The organism is Bradyrhizobium sp. AC87j1, from assembly GCF_002936975.1.
Taxonomy (GTDB): domain Bacteria; phylum Pseudomonadota; class Alphaproteobacteria; order Rhizobiales; family Xanthobacteraceae; genus Bradyrhizobium; species Bradyrhizobium shewense.
On sequence record NZ_PTFE01000089.1, the window covers coordinates 14,400 to 32,521 of the forward strand.

An 18,122-nucleotide genomic window follows, 5' to 3' on the forward strand; every position below is an offset into this window, starting at 1 on the left:
CCGACCAAGTCCGCGGCAAAGGGAGCATATCTCCGCCGCACGGTTTCACAACTGTCATGGCCTCATGTCCTTATGAGGGCATGGCCTTTTTCGAACGACGCGCGGCGGTGCCAACCGCGTCTATGGCCGATCGTTCCTGAACGACAGCTGAAACGATCGCGGCTATTTCTGGGGCGCCGGCGTCGGGCTTGCCGCGGGCGATGGGCTGGCGGCCGGCTGCGGCTGCGCATTGCCTGATGCCGGCGCCGCCGGCTGCGAGGCGCTCGCCGCCGCCTGCTGCGGCTGTGCCGCCGGGTTGATCCAGCAGGCGTGCACGCGGCTGTCCAGGGTCTCGGCGACCTTGGGATCAATCTGGCCGCCGAACCGGGTCAGGCAGCGGAAGGCGGCCTGGATGTGGCCGCCGGGGCAGCCGAAGCGGTCGTAGAGGTCGAGATGGCGGAACGCGGTATCGAGGTCATCCCGCCACATCAGCCGCACCACGCGCCGGCCGAGCCAGACGCATTCGGGATTGCCGGCCGGGCCGTTGATGACCTGGGCGGCTTCGGCGAATTCGTCGGTACGGCGCTGGTTCTGGGCCGCATCCTTGGCGGCGTCGGCGGGCTGGGCGGCGGCCTTGCCCTGGTCCGGCGCGGGCGTGCCGCTCTGGGCGGAGGCGCCACCGAGACCGGCGAGAACGAGAAGGCAGGAGACGGCCAAGGTGGCGGCGAACTGCCGCAGGACCGCATTTCGTGACTCGAACACCCGTTGCCGCATGAATTCCCCAATGTATCCGCTGGCCGTCCGCGTCAGGATCCCGCGGACGCGCCGGTGATGGCGTCCAAATGGGTCTCCAATGCGGCGGAAAAGTCTTTCGGAGTCCATGACCTGTATTTGGAATTTTGTCCAGCAAAGTCACGATGCTAGGCCCCGGTCGAACGGCCGCAGCCCAATTCCTTTGGGGCAGGCGCGGATCCTTAAGTGTGGATCGGCATTTGGACACCCGCTTGGACCCCCTCTTTGGACACCCCCTTGGCAGACGGCGTGCAAGCAGGTAATCGACGGACCCTTCGCGGAGGACGGAACCGATTTCTCTTCGTACGCCACTGGCGCTTCTGCTCGTTTCACTGGGTGCGATTGCTGCCGTGTGGTGGTGGTTGGCGACGCCGATCACGCTCGCGCGCGCCCCGATCGATCCCGCCGAGAAGGTTCAATGCGTCTCCTACGCGCCGTTCCGCGGCGAGCAGACGCCGCTGAACGCGTGGACCCATATCGACGCCGAGCAGATCGAGCAGGATCTGCGCCAGCTCAAGGAAATCACCGACTGCGTCCGCACCTATTCGATGGAGAACGGGCTCGACCAGGTGCCGGCGATCGCTGCCAAGGTCGGCGGGCTGAAAGTGCTGCAGGGTATCTGGCTCTCCAGCAACCGCAGCAAGAATTTTGAGCAGGCAGCCCTCGCCATTCGTCTCACCAAGGAATTCCCAGCCATCATCACCGCGGTCATCGTCGGCAACGAGGTGCTGCTGCGCGGTGAGATGACGACGGCGGACCTCGTCTCGATCATCCGCCTGGTGAAGACGCAGGTCAGCGTGCCCGTCACCTATGCCGACGTCTGGGAATTCTGGCTGAAGAACCGCGAGGTCTACGACGCCGTCGACTTCGTCACCATTCACATCCTGCCTTATTGGGAGGATATGCCGGTGAAGGCGAAGTTCGCCGCCGCCCATGTCGAGGCGATCCGCGAGCGCATGGCGGTGGCGTTTCCGGGCAAGGAAATCCTGATCGGCGAGACCGGCTGGCCGAGCGAAGGGCGCATGCGCGACGGCGCGCTGCCCTCGCGCACCAACCAGGCGCGGGTGGTCTCGGAAATCCTCAGCTTAGCGAAGGCGCAGAAGTTTCGCGTCAATCTGATCGAGTCCTACGACCAGCCGTGGAAGCGCAAGCTGGAAGGCACCGTCGGCGGCTATTGGGGCCTGTACGACTCGGTGCGCCGCAGCTTGAAATATCCGCCGGGCGAGCCGATCAGCAATTTCCCGTACTGGAAATGGTACATGGGCGCCGGCATGGGCCTTTCCGTGCTGGTGTTCGCGGTCGCGCTCATCACACTGCGCCGGCGGCCGTGGACGCCGCGTTTCTCGGCCTGGCTCGGCGTCGCCATTTCGGCGACGACGGCAGGGAGCCTGCTCGGGATCGGCGCCGACAAGCTTTATTATGAGAGCTACGGCATCGGCGGCTGGCTGCTCTGGGGGGCGCTGCTCGCGGCCGGTATCCTGTCGCCGATCTTCTGCGCGCAGGCGATGGTGATCGGCCGCAGCCTTCCGACCTTCCTCGATCTGCTCGGTCCGCGCGAGGGCCGCAAATGGTCGAAGCTCACCGCCGTGCTAGGTCCGACGCTCGCGGTGACGGCGGTGATCGCGGCGGCGACCGCGCTCGGCTTCGTGTTCGACCCGCGCTACAAGGATTTCCCCTACGCCGCGCTGACGATGGCGGTGGTGCCGTTCGCGCTTTTGATGCTGAACCGGCCGCAGATCGGCCAGCGTCCGATCGCGGAATCGGTGTTCGCGGCTGTGCTGGCGCTGTCGGCGGTTTTCGTGCTCTTCAACGAAGGCCGCGACAATTGGCAGTCGCTGTGGACCTGCACGATCTATCTGTTGTTCGCGCTCACGCTGTGGCGGGCGCGGGCCGAGCAAACCCAAGAATGAACAGGCCGATCGCCAGGCCCGACAGCACGACATTGTAGAGCACGATGCCGAGGCCGGCGGCGATGATGCCGACGGTGAGCAGCACGATCGACGGCCGCATCAGGTTCAGCGTCGCAACCACCAGCGCGACGATGCCGAACACCGAATTCTTGAACAGCACCGTCGAGACCGACCGCGCCTTGCAGATCATCGTCTGCAGCCCGGCGTCGCAGGCGAGAGCGACCTGCGACAGCTCGATCGCGAGGTAGCGCAGGTAGAGTGCATAGCCGACGGACGCGAAGCCGACGACGATCAGGAACTGCACCTGGTAGGGCGAGAGGCGGAAGGGCTTTTTTGTCATGGCGGCAATATGGTCGTGATGGCGCGGGCAGGCAACAGGGCAGGCGATGTTTCTGTTGATCCGGCTCGCCCAAGGCGTGCGCGAGGGGCTGTCAAAGTCGGCCTGGTGTCGCCCGATTCTGGTCCGCGATCCGTCGCTCGTATTTCTCAGCCAATGCGAGCAGGCGTTTCCTGATATAGGGATCCGCCTGCTCGGCCAGCTCGCGGATCAACGCGAGTTGCTCCCGCAGAAAATTCGCGTCCGTCATCTCCGCTCCGAATCAAATTCGTCGCGGATACTGCCGCCTTGCGCGGACCTCTTCCGTATCATTTGGTATGTCCGCTATTTCAATCCCAGCCGGCGCTCGACCCAACCGAGAACGAACAGCACGAGCAGCGTGACGGCGATCGCTGCGGCGACCAGCAGCCATGCTCCGAGCGCGCAGGCAATTCCAAGGCCCGCCGCAATCCAGACGGTTGCCGCGGTCGTGAGGCCGTGCACGGTCTTCGCCTTGGCGTCGTGCAGGATGACGCCGGCGCCGATGAAGCCGACGCCGGTCAGCACACCGGCAACGACGCCCTGAATGACCCGGGAGATCGCATCGGGGTGGTCGCGCAGATTCTGGAACTCGATCACGGAGATCGAGACCAGCGCGGAGCCGAGAGCGACAAGCGCCAGGGTGCGCATTCCTACCGGCTTGTCGTTCATGTCGCGGTCGATGCCGATCAGCAGCCCTGTTCCCGCCGCGACGAGAAGCCTCAGCACATCATCCAGTTCGTTCATCGAAGCTCGTGGGTTCCGGGAGATGGACGGCGCTTGGCGTGCGCCCGGCAGATCGGGACTAAACGTCCGCTTGGTGCGAAAGAGCCGCTGAGATCCGAGCGTCCGATGGTCGCATGCTCGCGCAACTCTGAGCGATCATCGGCGATCAGGCAGCGCGAGCCGCCGTTCGACAAGGCGATGGCGCCGACCACTCCGGTCGACGCCATCTGTCAGAGTTGAACTCGAGCGCACCATCACTTCTTGCTGGTGTTCGAGCCCGTGGTGTTCTGCATCTTCTGTCCCGGTGCGCTTTCCGAGTGGCCCGGTCCCTTGGTGGTATTGGTCTGGTGACCAGGGGCGTATTCGGACGCGCCGGGTCCCGTCGATGGCTTCTTTGTGTTGTGCATTTGCTGACCCGGTGCGTTGCTCGAAGCGCCCGGCGATTTCGTCGTTTGCGCAAGCGCCGGAGCTGCCGCCAGAAGCGCGGCCGTTGCGATGATCAATGTCTTCACGTGGGTTTCTCCCGAGGTCATGGAGGCGGGCGCGCGTGATTTCTCACATCGGCCGCTCCGGTTCACGACCGGGACAACTTGGCAATTGGCGGGTGGTTTCGCTTCTCGACCGAAATTTAGGTTCATCGGCGCGCGCAAAAACACTTCGGCATTCACCGCCCGTTCAGGCGCAATGTTTACCGCCTGAAGAACGACGACAGCGTCGATCCCGCGGACGCAGACGCGGTCTCCGGCTTCGCCGGCGCCGGCTGTGCCGCAGGCGGGGGCGCGGGCTCTTCGCGCTTCGACGAGCGCTTGGAGGAGTAGCTGCGGCGGCGCTGCGGCTTTTCGGGCTTTGCGGTCGGCGCGGTTTCGGCTTGCGGGACCGCGTCCTGGTTCTTCTCGGCGTTCTTCTCTTGAACTCTGTCCTGGGACTTCTCCTGTCCCTTCTCCGAACCGCCGCGCATCGACAGGCGCTGGCCGTCGAAGACCGTGGTCTCGCAGTGACGATCGTTCTCGGCGAGGCTCGCGCAGAATTTTGCGGCGGCGGCGGCGTTGACCAGCGGACCGGCACCCAGGCGAAGCTGCATGCCGAGCCCGGTGTTGCCTTCCTTGATCATGATGATCGGTCGCAGTGCTGCGATTTCCGGATTGGATTTGCTCAGGCCGCGCCAGAGCGCGCGCAGGCCGTCGATCGAATTGGCGCCGCCGAGGTCGATCGCGAAACGTGTCTGCTGGACCGCGATGGCGGGGGATTCGGCCTCGGCTGCCTCTGGTGCCTTCGCGGCCATCGCGACGGCTTCGGTCGGGGCGGGCGCTGGCTCTACCTTCTTCTCGGCGGCCTTCTCGTTTGTCTCGGGTTGAATCAATTTCGACGCGGCCGGATCGGGCGGCGCCATGATCGATTTGGACGGCACCAGCGGTATGGTCGGAAGCGCAGAATTCGTTGCCAGCGGCTGCTGCACGAGCGAGGCGGCGGCCGCGGTCTGTGGCGGCAGGCTCGACGGCTCCTTTGCAACTTCCTTGAGCGTATCCTTGACCGTTTCCTTGACTGTTTCCTTGGGCGTGTCCTTGGCGGCCTCGGTGCGGGGCTTGTCGCCGGCGGAGGCGGGGGTCGAGGCGACCGGCGCGACGCTGGGCGCCGTCGGCGCGGCATCCTGCGGCTTGCCGGGCTGCGGTGGTGTGGTGGGCTGCTTGGCGATAGCGCCGGTAACGGAATCGAGCCCTTGCTCGACCACGGTGACACGCGAATAGAGCCGGTCGCGATCCGTGTTCAGCGTCTCGATGGCGGCCGCGAGCCGGCGGGCCTCGTTCTGGCTCTCCTTGGCCAGCGCCTGGAGCCGCTCCGCCTGGTGCGCGAGATCGGCGGACGCGACCTGGTCGCGCCGCCATCCGAGCTGGGCCTGGTTGGCCATCACCGCGATGACGACGGCGCCTACCGCCGCAACGCCCCAAGAGCCCAGCCGCCACATCATGCGGCGGTCGAACGCGCTTTCCTCGGCCAAAAGTCCGGAGAACAGCCCGCCGGTCTCTTTGGTGCCGAAGGCATCCGCCAGTGGGTCGGAATCCTTTGCCATGAACGTTAAGTGCCCAGCCCTGTCCGGCTTCCCCGAATCAATCAGGGAACATTAACAGGAAAAGCGTGTCGCACTTGAATTCCGGGCGTTTGCGGGGGTAGCAAGGAAGAGCTTTTGAGGGGGGCTGCCCGCCCGTCGCGCCAATTGATTCGGCCTTATCTGACAGGATTTCGATGACCGCCCGTTCCAGCCTCACGATTGTGCTCGCCGCCGGCGAAGGCACGCGCATGCGATCGAGCCTGCCGAAAGTGCTGCATCCGGTAGCCCACCAGACCTTGCTCGCCCACGTGCTCGCCGCGGCGCCCCAGGGAACCGGCACCTCGCTCGCGGTCGTGATTGGCCCCGATCACCAGGCCGTCGCGGACGAGGCCAAGCGCATCAGGCCCGACGCGCTCACCTTCGTGCAGGCCGAGCGGCTCGGCACCGCGCATGCGGTGCTGGCGGCGCGCGAGGCGATCGCGCGGGGCGTGGACGATCTCCTTGTTGCCTTCGGCGATACGCCGCTGATCTCGGCCGAGACCTTTGCGCGGCTGCGCGCGCCGCTCGCCAGGGGCGCCGCGATTGCCGCGCTCGGCTTTCGCGCCGCCGATCCCACCGGCTATGGCCGCTTCATCGTCGAGGGCGAACGCCTGGTCGCGATCCGCGAGCAGGCCGATGCCAGCGAAGAGGAGCGCAAGATCGATTTGTGCAATGCCGGCGTGATGGCGATCGACGGTCGCCGGGCGCTCGCGATCCTGGACAAAATCGGCAGTGCGAATTCCAAGGGCGAATATTATCTGACCGACGCCGTCGGCGTCGTCCGCGAACAGGGATGGGAGTCCGTGGTGATCGAGACCAGCGAGGATGAAGTGCGCGGCATCAACACCAAGGCGCAGCTTGCGGAAGCCGAAGCCGTGATGCAGGCGCGTTTGCGGAAAGCGGCGATGGAGGCCGGCGTCACGCTGATCGCACCCGAGACCGTTTATCTCGCCGCAGATACGGCGTTCGGCAAGGACGTAACGATCGAGCCTTTCGTGGTGATCGGCCCCGGCGTGTCGATCGCCGACGGCACCGTGATCCATTCCTTTTCGCACATCGTGCAGACGACGCTCGGGAAGAACGTTTCGATCGGCCCCTATGCACGCTTGAGGCCCGGCACCTCGCTCGGCGACGGCGCGCGCATCGGCAATTTCGTGGAGACCAAGGCGGCGACGCTGGAGGCCGGCGTCAAGGTCAATCATCTCTCCTACATCGGTGACGCCACCGTCGGCGCCAATTCCAACATCGGCGCCGGCACCATCACTTGCAACTACGACGGCTTCAAGAAGCACAAGACTGTCATCGGGCAGGGCGCCTTCGTCGGCACCAATTCCTCGTTGGTCGCCCCGGTCAAAATCGGCAATGGCGCCTATATCGGCTCGGGCTCGGTCATCACCCGCGACGTGCCTGACGATGCGATGGCGCTGGAGCGCAACCAGCAGACCATCCGCGAAGGCGGCGCTGCGCGCTATCGCGAGCTGAAGACGGGCGGCAAGAAGCCGGAGAAATAGGCACTATTCTGTTGTGTCGCAGCACAGTCCGCCCTCATCCTTGAGGGCCCGCTGGAGCGGGCGTCTCGAAGGAGGGCCGCGGGCGAGATGCAGACCTTCATGGTTCGAGACGAGCTTCGCGCTCCTCACCATGAGGGTCTTCGTCCGTAGGTCTTACTCGTCGTCGGCGAATTCGGAGAAGATCGCGCGGGTCAGGCGCCAGCCGCGCGGCTTGGCGCGTTTGGCCGGCTCACCTTCAGCGTGCTTCAGGAAGACCGGCTTGCTTTCCTTGCCGCGCTGGGGCGGCGGCCAATGCGCCAAATGCGTGCCCGTGGTCTCGCTGGCGCGCAAGTACGTCGATGACAGACCTTTGCGGTCGGACGAGCCTTTCATGGCTTTGCTCTCCTGCACGGGAATCGTTGGTCAAACATATTGACAACAAGTTAACGTGCGCGGTTTAAGGCCGGCCAATTCGACGCAGGCGAAGCTCAGGTTGCGGTCCATGCTGTCTCAATCCGCAATAAATATTGAGTATATGGTTCCCTGGGATTTTCGCTAAAAACCGGGCGTGTCGTTTAGGCGATTTTTCGACGATTTGGGGGAAGGTGATCCGCATGTGCGGGATTGTCGGCATTCTCGGGCGCGAACCGGTTGCAGAGCAGCTGGTGGATTCGCTCAAACGTCTTGAATATCGCGGCTATGACTCGGCGGGCGTCGCCACGCTCGAAGGCAAGCACCTCGAGCGCCGTCGCGCCGAAGGCAAGCTGAAGAACCTGGAGAAGCGGCTGGAAGCCGAGCCGCTCCAGGGCACCACCGGCATCGGCCACACCCGCTGGGCCACCCACGGCAAGCCCACCGTCAACAACGCCCATCCGCACGCGACCGAGCGCGTCGCCGTGGTCCACAACGGCATCATCGAGAATTTCCGCGAGCTGCGCGAGGAGCTCGAGAAGAAGGGCACGGTGTTCCACACCGAGACCGACACCGAGATCGTGCTGCATCTCGTCGACGATTTGCTCACGCGCGGCAACAAGCCGGTCGAAGCCGTCAAGCTGGCGCTGGGGCGGCTCCGCGGCGCCTTCGCGCTCGGCTTCATCTTCGCCGGCGACGGCGACCTGATGATCGGCGCCCGCAACGGGCCGCCGCTGGCGATCGGCTATGGCGACGGCGAGATGTATCTCGGCTCGGACGCCATCGCGCTCGGCCCGTTCACCGACACGATCAGCTATCTCGAAGATGGCGACTGGGTGGTGTTGACGCGCAAGAGCGCGTCGATTTTCGACAAGGACGGCAATGCCGTCCAGCGCGACAAGATCAAGCATGCCGCCTCGACCTCGCTGGTCGACAAGGCGAACTATCGCCACTTCATGGCGAAGGAGATCCACGAGCAGCCGGAAGTGGTCGGCCACACGCTGGCGCGATACGTCGACATGGCGACCGAGCATGTCGCGCTGCCGGTCAAGCTTCCCTTCGACTTCAAGAACATCCAGCGCATCAACATTACGGCGTGCGGCACCGCGAGCTATGCCGGCTACGTCGCAAAATACTGGTTCGAGCGCTTTGCGCGCGTGCCGGTCGAGGTCGATGTCGCCTCCGAATTCCGCTACCGCGAGGCGCCCTTGCGCAAGGGCGATCTCGCCATCTTCATCTCGCAGTCGGGCGAGACCGCCGACACGCTTGCGGCACTGCGCTATGCCAAGGCCGAAGGCGTGCACACGGTCGCCGTGGTCAACGTGCCGACCTCGACGATCGCGCGCGAGAGCGAGACCGTGCTGCAGACGCTCGCGGGACCCGAGATCGGCGTCGCCTCGACCAAGGCCTTCACCTGCCAGCTCATGGTGCTGGCAAACCTTGCGATCGCGGCTGGCAAGGCTCGAGGCGAATTGTCCGATGAGGACGAGACCAAGCTGGTTCACGGCCTGGTGGAGGTCCCGCGCCTGATGGCGGATGCGCTCACCACCGAGCTGCAGATCGAAAAGCTCGCGCACCGGATCGCCAAGTCCCGCGACGTGCTCTATCTCGGCCGCGGCACCAGCTTCCCGCTGGCGCTCGAAGGCGCGTTGAAGCTGAAGGAGATCTCCTACATCCACGCCGAGGGCTATGCCGCCGGCGAGCTCAAGCACGGGCCGATCGCGCTGATCGACGAGACCATGCCTGTCGTCGTCATCGCGCCTCACGACCGGGTGTTCGAAAAGACGGTGTCAAACATGCAGGAGGTCGCCGCCCGCGGCGGCAACATCATCCTGATGACGGACGCGAAGGGCGCGGAAGAGGCGACCGTCGAGTCCCTCGTCACCATCGTCATGCCCGACATGGCGGCGGCCTTCACCCCGATGGTCTATGCCGTCCCCGTGCAGCTGCTCGCCTATCACACGGCTGTCGTCATGGGGACCGACGTCGACCAGCCTCGCAACCTCGCGAAATCGGTCACCGTGGAATAGGCAGAAGGGATAACAGTCGGTCGCGGTCTTCCAAAACCTGCTAGAAGACCCTAGTTTGTGTGCTGCGACCGACCTGGAACCCGAATGACCCCCCGCGACGACGCGCCTGCGCCTCTTGATCCCCTGCCGGAACCGCATACCGGGCTGATGGGCCGCTTCCGCAACTATTTTCTGACTGGCCTCGTGGTGACGGGGCCGATCGCCATCACCCTGTATCTGGTCTGGTGGTTCGTCACCTGGGTCGACGGCGTGGTGCGGCCGTTCGTGCCGCTGGCCTATCGGCCGGAAACCTATCTGCCGTATGTCGTTCCCGGCTGGGGACTGGTCGTCGCATTTTTCACGCTGACGCTGGTCGGTTTCCTCGCAGCCAATCTGATCGGCCGCACGCTGGTCGATGTCGGCGAAACGTTCCTCGGCCGGATCCCGGCGGTGCGCGCCATCTATCGCGGCCTGAAGCAGGTGTTCGAGACGCTGTTCTCCGGCAAGGGCTCGAGCTTCCGCAAAGTCGGGCTGGTCGAGTTTCCCTCGCCGGGCATGTGGTCGATCGTGCTGATCTCGCAATCGCCGAACGAGGACATCGCGCGCAACCTGCCGGGGCAGGAGGAGCACGTCTCGGTGTTCCTGCCGTGCTCGCCGAACCCGACCACCGGCTTCTTCTTCTATGTCCCCAAGAGCAAGATCATCGAGGTCGATCTCACCGCCGAGGATGCGGCGACGCTGATCATGTCGGCCGGCGTGGTGCAGCCGGGCTCGGCACCCGACCCCAAAAAGGCCGCGGCACTTGCGGGCATGGCCAATGCTGCGCGCATCGCCAACGCGTCGGCGCTTCAGCCCGAGCCTGCGAAGGTGGAGTAGGGCCATTCCGCTGCGGGAAGGCCGCCGGTCACGCGCGCGTTCGCATCCTCTGATAGTCTCCGGTTCGCCTGAGCGCTTCGCTCGGAATTCGATCTGGAGTACATGATGTCCAAGACCATTGCGATCCTCGCACCCGGCGCCATGGGCAGCGCCGTCGCCCGCCGCCTCAGTGAGCACGGCGCGCGCGTGCTGACGTCTTTGGAAGGGCGGAGCGAGGCGACGCGGAAACGCGCGGCGGATGCCGGCATGGTCGGCGCCGATGACAATCAAATTGCGGGCGTCGACATCATCCTCTCGATCGTGCCGCCGGGCGAAGCCGTCGCGCTGGCTGAACGGCTGGCCGCGCTGATCGTCAGGCGCGAGAAGAAGCCAATCGTGGTCGATTGCAACGCCGTCAACGTCGATACCGTGCAGAGAATTGAGGAGATCATCGGCTCGGCGCAGGCGCCGTTCGTCGATGGCGGCATCATCGGCTTTCCGCCGCAGCCCGGCGGTAAGAGCCCGGCCTTCTACCTGTCCGGGGAGCACGCCAAGGATGTTGCGGTACTGAAGGATTTCGGCCTCGACGTGCGCATCGTCGAGGGCCCGGTCGGCGCGGCGTCCGCTCTGAAAATGTCCTACGCCGGCATCGTCAAGGGCCTCGCCGGCATCGGCTCGGCCATGGTGGTTGCGGCGACGAAAGCGGGCGCAGCGGACGCGTTGCGTGACGAACTGGCGCTGAGCCAGCCGGCGGTCCTGGCGCGGCTCGAAGTCGCGCTGCCCGACATGATCCCGAAGGCCTATCGCTGGGTTGCCGAGATGCGCGAGATTTCCGGCTTCCTCGGCCCTGATCATCCGGCCAGCCAGATCTATGAAGGTCTTGCAAGATGGTTCGAGCATCTCGCCGAGGATGCAAATGGCGAGGCGGCGGATGCGGCGCTGATGAAGGGGTTTGCTGCGGGGATCGCGAAGAAGAAACCCTAGTCGCCCGCACCCTCGCTTCCACAGTTTGGTCGAAATGCGCGGGTCTGTGTCCATGCGTCATTGCGAGCGCAGCGAAGCAATCCAGAATCTTTCCATGGAGACGGCCTGGATTGCTTCGCTGCGCTCGCAATGACGAGGAGGAGACGTCAGGCTCATCCTCAGCCCGCCCCAATCAGCGGGATTGCCTCGTCGCGCTCATACAGATACAGCAGGCACCGCAGCGCCTCGCCGCGCTCGCCCTTCAGCTTTGGATCGTCCTTAAGGACGCGCAGCGCCTCGTCGCGCGCCTGGGTGATGAGCTGGCCGTGGACCTCCGAGCGCGCGATGCGGTAGCCGGGCAGGCCGCTCTGGCGCACGCCAAGCACATCGCCTTCGCCGCGCAGCTTCAAATCCTCCTCGGCGATACGAAAACCGTCAGTGGTCTCCCGGATCACCTTCAGCCGCGCCTTCGACATCTCGCCGAGCGGCTCGGAGTAGAGTAGCAGGCAGGTCGAGGCCTCCGAGCCGCGTCCGATCCGGCCGCGCAGCTGGTGCAGCTGGGCGAGGCCAAAACGCTCGGCATTCTCGATCACCATGATGGTCGCCGCCGGCACATCGACGCCGACCTCGACCACGGTGGTCGCGACCAGAAGGCCGATCTCGTGGGCGGCGAACTGGCCCATCACGCGGTCCTTCTCGACGCCCTTCATCTGGCCGTGGACGAGGCCGACGCGCTCGCCGAACCGCTTCTGCAGGCTTTCGAAACGTTTGGTCGCGTTGGTGAGGTGCTCGGTGCCTTCGGCCTCGGATTCCTCGACCAGCGGGCAGATCCAGTAGACCAGCTTGCCCGCCTGCAGCGCGCGGCCGATGCTGTCCGTGACCTCGGCGAGGCGGCTGATCGAGATGGTGCGGGTTTCGATCGGCTGGCGGCCGGCCGGCTTTTCGCGCAGCTCGGAAATGTCCATGTCGCCGAAATAGGTCAGCACCAGCGTGCGCGGGATCGGCGTCGCGCTCAGCACGAGCACGTCGACCGCCTCGCCCTTCGACGTCAGCGCGAGCCGTTCGCGCACGCCGAAGCGGTGCTGCTCATCGACGATGGCGAGGGCGAGGTCGTGGAAGATCACGTCGTCCTGGATCAGGGCGTGGGTGCCGACCAGGAGGTCGATCTCGCCGGCTTCGAGCTGCGCCAGCAATTCGCGCCGCTCCTTGCCCTTTTCGCGGCCGGTGAGGATCGCGACCCGCATGCCGGCCCGTTCGGCGAGCGGGGCGATGGTCTTGATGTGCTGGCGGGCCAGGATTTCGGTGGGCGCCATTAGCGCCGCCTGCTTGCCGACCTCCGTGACCGCCGCGGCCGCGAGTAGCGCAACCACGGTCTTGCCGGAGCCGACGTCGCCCTGGAGCAGGCGCAACATGCGTACGGGTTGTTGCAGATCGCTGGCGATCGCCGCGGCCGCGTCACGCTGGGACAGCGTCAATGCATAGGGCAGGGCGTCGATGATCTTGCTGCGCAGGTGACCATCGCCGGCGTTGCGCACGCCAGCTGGCCGGCGCAATTGCGCGCGGATCAGAGCGAGCGCGAGCTGGCCGGCCAAAAGCTCGTCAAAGGCGAGACGCGACCAGAACGGCTGGTCAGGCAAAATGTCCGTGAGCTGAACCGGCTGATGCACGCGGTTGAGCGCCTCGGTGATCGCAGGAAAATTGCAGCGGCGCATCACCTCCGGGCTGATCCACTCCGGCAAGGCCGGCAGCTTCTGCAGCGCCTGCGCGATCGCGCGGCGGAGCGAGCCGAGCGCCAGGCCTTCCGTCAGCGGATAGACCGGATCGATGCCGGAGAGCTTTGCGATTGCCTCCTCGTCCAGCACGCGGTCGGGATGCACGATCTGCGGGATGCCGTCGTACATCTGCAGCGTGCCGGAGACGTAGCGCTTCTCCCCCATTGGCAGTAGTTTTTCGACATAGCCGGGCTTGGCGCGGAAGAAGGTCAGCACGACGTCGCCGGTGTCGTCGCTGGCATAGACGAGATAGGGCGCGCGCGCGTTGCGGGGCGGAGGCGGGCGGTGGCGGTCGACGGTGACCTCCAGCGTCACCATGGTTCCGACCGCGGCGTCGCGGATCTTCGGCCGGGCGCGGCGGTCGATGACCTGGCTCGGCAGATGCAGCAGCAGGTCGACCAGCCGCGGCGTCTCGCTGCGGCTGAGCAGGTACTGCAGCAGCTTGTCCTGCTTCGGACCGACGCCGGGCAGGCTGGTCACGGGAGCAAACAGCGGATTGAGCAGGCTGGGGCGCATTCTCGCAACATTCGTCATGCGCGGGCTTGACCCGCGCATCCATCTTTTCAATGACGATGGATTGCCGGGTCAAGCCCGGCAATGACGGTCCCCAAACAATTGCAATAACAAAGGGCTGACACGGCCACCCCGAATGGCTATATCAGCCCCGCCCGGCACGTCCGGGCTTTCTGCGTTTGACTGGATTTGAGACATGACGGGAACGACACGATCGAGCAGCGGGCTGGACGATCGCCGCAAGCGGCTTTTGTTCCGCTGCTGGCACCGCGGCACGCGCGAGATGGACCTGATCCTCGGCCGCTTTGCGGATGCCGAGATCGGCAACTTGTCCGACGCCGAGCTCGATGAGCTCGAGGCCCTGCTCGAGGTCAACGATCCCGATCTCTATGCCGCCATCACCGGTGACAAGGTGCTGCCGGCTGATGTCACCGGGGCGCTGTTTGCCCGCATCAAGGCCTATCCGATCGCGGACCGCGACGCATGAAGCAGGGGATGAAATCTCCGGCCGAGCTGCTTGCGCCCGGCCGTGTGCTGACGCTTGCCAATGTCGCGGAAGGCGCCGAAGGCCTGGTCGTCTCCGATCTCGCCCGCGCCATCGCGGCGCGGCCGAAGAAGCCGGCCGTCAGCCTTGCCGTGGTCTGTCGCGACGGCCCGCGCATGCAGCAGCTCGAACGCGCGCTGCAGTTCTTCGCTCCCGATCTGCCGGTGCTCCAGTTCCCGGCCTGGGACTGCCAGCCCTATGACCGCGTCTCGCCGCATGGCGGCATTTTGGCACAACGCCTGACCACGCTGGCGCGGCTGGCCTCGCTCACCGGCAGCGACAAGCCGCTGATCGTGCTTACCACGGTGAATGCGGTGGTGCAGCGCGTGCCGGCGCGCGAGCTCGTCGCGGCGCAGGCGCTCTCGGTCGCGCCCGGCAACGTGGTGCCGATGGACACCATCGTCGCCTGGCTCGAACACAACGGCTACAACCGTTCCTCGACCGTGCGCGAGCCCGGCGAATACGCCGTGCGCGGCGGCATTCTGGACCTGTTTCCGGCCGGCCTCGATCAGCCCGTCCGCTTCGACTTCTTCGGCGACAGCCTGGAATCAATCCGCTCCTTCGACGCCGAGACCCAGCGCACGCTGCTCGACATGCGCTCGCTCGATCTGGTGCCGATCTCGGAATTCCAGCTCGTCACCGACACGATCCGCCGCTTCCGCATGGGCTATGTCGCCGAGTTCGGCGCGCCCGAGCGCGACGATGCGCTGTACGAGGCCGTCAGTGAAGGCCGCCGCCATCCCGGCATGGAGCACTGGCTGCCGCTGTTCCAGGACCGGATGGACACGCTGTTCGACTATCTGCAAGGCGCGCCCATCGCTATCGAGCCGCAGGCCGAGGACGCCGTCCGCGAGCGCTTCAAGCAGATCCAGGACTACTACGAGGCGCGCCGCGATGCGATGGAGCATCCCGGCGGCGGCGCCATCTACAAGCCGCTGCCGCCGGACCGGCTCTATTTGACCGGCGAGGAATGGACCAAGCGCGAGAGCGACATGCCGCTGCTGCGGCTGACGCAGTTCTCGGTTCCGGCTGACGGGACCAGTGTCATCGACGCCGGTGCCCGCAAGGGCCGCGATTTCGCGCCGGAACGCAACGACACGACAGTCAACGTATTCGAAACCGTGGTCAGCCACGTGATGGCGCTGCACGCCCAGCGCAAGAAGGTCGTGATCGCGCTCTGGAGCGAAGGCTCGCGCGACCGCATGAATTCGATGTTGCGCGACCACAAGTTGGCCCACACCACCAGCGTCAACAGCTGGCGAACGGTGCAGGCCACCCCGCGCAACGAGACCATGCTCGCGGTGCTCGGCCTCGAAAGCGGTTTCGAGACCGACGAGATCGCGCTCATCAGCGAGCAGGATATTTTGGGCGACCGCCTGGTGCGGCCGCGCAAGGCCAGCCGCAAGCTCGACAATTTCATCTCGGAGATCACGAGCCTTGCCGCCGGCGACATCGTCGTGCACGTCGATCACGGCATTGGCCGCTTCGTCGGCCTGCAAACGCTGGACGTCGCGGGCGCGCCGCATGACTGTCTCGAACTGCACTATGCGGCCGAAACAAAACTGTTCCTGCCGGTCGAAAACATCGAGCTTCTGTCGCGCTACGGCTCCGACCAGACCACGGTCGAGCTTGATCGCCTCGGCGGCGGCGGCTGGCAGACCCGCAAGGCCAAGCTCAAGAACCGCATTCGCGAGATCGCGGGCGAATTGATCAAGATCGCCGCCGCGCGCCATCTGCACGAGGCGCCCAAGCTGCCGGTGCAGCAGGGCCTGTACGACGAGTTCTGCGCGCGCTTCCCGTATGACGAGACTGAGGACCAGCTAGGCGCGATCGAATCCACGCTGAAGGATCTCGAACTCGGCCGTCCCATGGATCGGCTGATCTGCGGCGACGTCGGTTTCGGCAAGACCGAGGTTGCCTTGCGCGCGGCCTTTGCCGTCGCGCTCGAAGGCAAGCAGGTCGCGGTCGTGGTGCCGACCACGCTGCTCGCACGCCAGCACGCGAAGACCTTCACCGAGCGCTTCAAGGGCTTTCCGGTCAACGTGGCGCAGGCCTCGCGCCTGGTCGCGACCAAGGAGCTCAATTTGGTCAAGAAGGGCATCGCCGACGGTTCGGTCGACATCGTCGTCGGCACACACGCGTTGCTCGGCAAGGCGATCAAGTTCCGCGATCTCGGCCTCGTCATCGTCGACGAGGAGCAGCATTTTGGCGTCACTCACAAGGAGCGGCTGAAGGCGCTGCGCTCCGAGGTGCACGTGCTGACGCTGTCGGCAACGCCGATTCCGCGCACGCTCCAACTGGCACTGACGGGCGTCCGAGAGCTCTCGATCATTGCCTCGCCGCCGGTCGATCGCCTCGCGGTGCGCACCTTCGTCGCCCCGCACGATCCGCTGATGATCCGCGAGGCGCTGCTGCGCGAGCGCTATCGCGGCGGCCAGGCGTTCTACGTGGTGCCGCGCATCGACGACCTCGCCGAGGTCAAGGATTTCCTCGACAAGAACGTGCCGGAGATGAAGGTCGCGGTCGCGCACGGGCAGATGCCGCCCGCGGTGATCGAGGACATCATGACCGCGTTCTACGACGGCAAGTTCGACATCCTGCTGTCGACCACGATCGTGGAATCCGGCCTCGACATCCCCAACGCCAACACGCTGATCGTGCACCGCGCCGACATGTTCGGTCTGGCCCAGCTCTATCAGCTGCGCGGCCGCGTCGGCCGCTCCAAGCTGCGGGCCTATGCGCTGTTCACGCTGCCGGCGCAGCAGAAGATCACGGCGCAGGCCGAGCGCCGGCTCACCGTGCTGCAATCGCTGGAGACGCTGGGCGCGGGCTTCCAGCTCGCCTCGCACGATCTCGATATCCGCGGCGCCGGCAATCTGCTCGGTGAGGAGCAGTCCGGCCATATCAAGGAGGTCGGCTTCGAGCTCTATCAGTCGATGCTGGAGGAGGCGATCGTCAACCTCAAGGCCGGCGTCTCCGAGCCCGCCGCCGACCGCTGGTCGCCGTCGATCACCATCGGCATGCCCGTGCTCATTCCGGAGGATTACGTCGGCGATCTCTCGGTACGGCTGTCGCTGTACCGGCGCCTGGCCGATCTCGACACCGAGGAGGAGATCGAGAATTTTGGCGCGGAGATGCGCGATCGCTTCGGCGTGCTGCCGGACGAGGTGCGCTATCTGTTCAAGGTCGCCGCGATCAAGGCGTTCTGCCGCCGTGCCAATGTCGGGAAGATCGATGCCGGCCCGAAGGGCGCCGTCATCGCCTTCCGCGACAATTCCTTCGCCTATCCCGACCGCCTGGTCTCGTTCATCCGCAGCTACGGCCAGGCCGCCAAGGTGCGGCCCGACATGAAGGTGGTATTCCTGCAGGATTGGGAGACGCCGGAAGAGCGTCTCGTTGGGACGACGGAGATCATGCGCCAGCTGGCGCAGCTCGCGGAGAGCAAGAAGGCGGCGTGAGGATTATCGTGTCCCGGACAAGCGCAGCGAAGCGGAGCGCAGAGCCGGGACCCAGTTCTTGGAGGCAATGGTGGGCCCCGGTTCAGCAGCGCACCGCGAAGGGCGCTGCGCTGCGCCCGGGGCACGAGACCTTACGACGCCGCCCTCGACGCATCGGCCGACAGCCGCCCGAGCAGCGAACGTGCCGTATCGGACGGCGACAGTGAGTCCACGCTGACGACGGGCTCGCTGCGCATCTCGTGCTTGCCGTTGGAGGTGT

At 65.5% G+C, this 18,122-nt stretch carries 15 protein-coding genes; 7 read left to right on the forward strand and 8 right to left on the reverse strand.

Features of this window, described 5'->3' with window-relative positions; all coding sequences use genetic code 11:
• Positions 1-162 precede the first annotated feature (162 nt).
• Positions 163-753, reverse strand: coding sequence for a beta-1-3, beta-1-6-glucan biosynthesis protein (locus tag CV770_RS32340; RefSeq protein WP_104465231.1), 591 nt, complete (start codon positions 751-753; stop codon positions 163-165).
• Between the two features lie 368 nt (positions 754-1,121).
• Here CV770_RS32340 and CV770_RS32345 point away from each other — a divergent pair, with 368 nt between their 5' ends.
• Positions 1,122-2,681 carry a glycoside hydrolase family 17 protein gene (locus CV770_RS32345; RefSeq protein WP_245453921.1) on the forward strand — a complete coding sequence of 520 codons (1,560 nt, stop codon included), beginning with the start codon at positions 1,122-1,124 and terminating at the stop codon, positions 2,679-2,681.
• Here the strand turns inward: CV770_RS32345 and CV770_RS32350 are convergent.
• From CV770_RS32350 to CV770_RS32365, 5 genes are all read right to left on the reverse strand, one after another.
• Positions 2,641-3,021 (reverse strand): hypothetical protein, encoded by a 381-nt coding sequence (locus CV770_RS32350; RefSeq protein WP_018317956.1) that lies wholly within the window; start codon positions 3,019-3,021, stop codon positions 2,641-2,643. The two genes, CV770_RS32345 and CV770_RS32350, sit on opposite strands and share 41 nt — an antisense overlap.
• A 91-nt stretch (positions 3,022-3,112) precedes the next feature.
• Positions 3,113-3,268 carry a hypothetical protein gene (locus CV770_RS42865; RefSeq protein WP_201760140.1) on the reverse strand — a complete coding sequence of 52 codons (156 nt, stop codon included), beginning with the start codon at positions 3,266-3,268 and terminating at the stop codon, positions 3,113-3,115.
• 74 nt (positions 3,269-3,342) lie between these two features.
• Complete coding sequence (locus CV770_RS32355; protein ID WP_018317958.1) at positions 3,343-3,783, reverse strand: MgtC/SapB family protein; 441 nt, start codon at positions 3,781-3,783, stop codon at positions 3,343-3,345.
• Between the two features lie 233 nt (positions 3,784-4,016).
• Positions 4,017-4,430 (reverse strand): hypothetical protein, encoded by a 414-nt coding sequence (locus tag CV770_RS43545; protein WP_245453922.1) that lies wholly within the window; start codon positions 4,428-4,430, stop codon positions 4,017-4,019.
• A 20-nt stretch (positions 4,431-4,450) separates the two neighbouring features.
• The gene (locus tag CV770_RS32365) at positions 4,451-5,830 is read right to left on the reverse strand and encodes a hypothetical protein (RefSeq protein WP_104465233.1); all 1,380 of its coding nucleotides are present in this window, start codon (positions 5,828-5,830) and stop codon (positions 4,451-4,453) included.
• A 173-nt stretch (positions 5,831-6,003) separates the two neighbouring features.
• Here CV770_RS32365 and glmU point away from each other — a divergent pair, with 173 nt between their 5' ends.
• Positions 6,004-7,359 carry a bifunctional UDP-N-acetylglucosamine diphosphorylase/glucosamine-1-phosphate N-acetyltransferase GlmU gene (gene glmU / locus CV770_RS32370; RefSeq protein ID WP_104465234.1) on the forward strand — a complete coding sequence of 452 codons (1,356 nt, stop codon included), beginning with the start codon at positions 6,004-6,006 and terminating at the stop codon, positions 7,357-7,359.
• Between the two features lie 153 nt (positions 7,360-7,512).
• Here glmU and CV770_RS32375 read toward each other — a convergent pair whose 3' ends face one another.
• Positions 7,513-7,731 carry a hypothetical protein gene (locus CV770_RS32375; protein ID WP_104465235.1) on the reverse strand — a complete coding sequence of 73 codons (219 nt, stop codon included), beginning with the start codon at positions 7,729-7,731 and terminating at the stop codon, positions 7,513-7,515.
• A 221-nt stretch (positions 7,732-7,952) separates the two neighbouring features.
• Here CV770_RS32375 and glmS point away from each other — a divergent pair, with 221 nt between their 5' ends.
• The 3 genes from glmS (at position 7,953) to CV770_RS32390 (ending at position 11,597) form a co-directional block, all read left to right on the forward strand.
• Positions 7,953-9,779, forward strand: a complete 1,827-nt coding sequence (glmS, locus tag CV770_RS32380) for a glutamine--fructose-6-phosphate transaminase (isomerizing) (RefSeq protein ID WP_104465236.1) — start codon at positions 7,953-7,955, stop codon at positions 9,777-9,779.
• A gap of 84 nt (positions 9,780-9,863) precedes the next feature.
• Positions 9,864-10,634, forward strand: coding sequence for a DUF502 domain-containing protein (locus CV770_RS32385; protein WP_018317964.1), 771 nt, complete (start codon positions 9,864-9,866; stop codon positions 10,632-10,634).
• Positions 10,635-10,739: 105 nt separating this feature from the next.
• Entirely contained in the window at positions 10,740-11,597 is an 858-nt protein-coding gene (locus CV770_RS32390) for an NAD(P)-dependent oxidoreductase (RefSeq protein ID WP_104465240.1), read from the forward strand.
• Between the two features lie 158 nt (positions 11,598-11,755).
• On the opposite strand, the gene recG is transcribed toward CV770_RS32390, so the two are convergent.
• On the reverse strand, positions 11,756-13,864 hold the full coding sequence (gene recG, locus CV770_RS32395; RefSeq protein WP_104465241.1) for an ATP-dependent DNA helicase RecG: 2,109 nt from the start codon (positions 13,862-13,864) through the stop codon (positions 11,756-11,758).
• Positions 13,865-14,057: 193 nt separating this feature from the next.
• Here recG and CV770_RS32400 point away from each other — a divergent pair, with 193 nt between their 5' ends.
• Positions 14,058-14,348, forward strand: coding sequence for an FAD assembly factor SdhE (locus CV770_RS32400; RefSeq protein ID WP_104465237.1), 291 nt, complete (start codon positions 14,058-14,060; stop codon positions 14,346-14,348).
• Positions 14,345-17,863 (forward strand): transcription-repair coupling factor, encoded by a 3,519-nt coding sequence (gene mfd / locus CV770_RS32405; protein WP_104465238.1) that lies wholly within the window; start codon positions 14,345-14,347, stop codon positions 17,861-17,863. Before CV770_RS32400 ends, mfd begins: the two co-directional genes overlap by 4 nt.
• Positions 17,864-18,122: the final 259 nt, after the last annotated feature.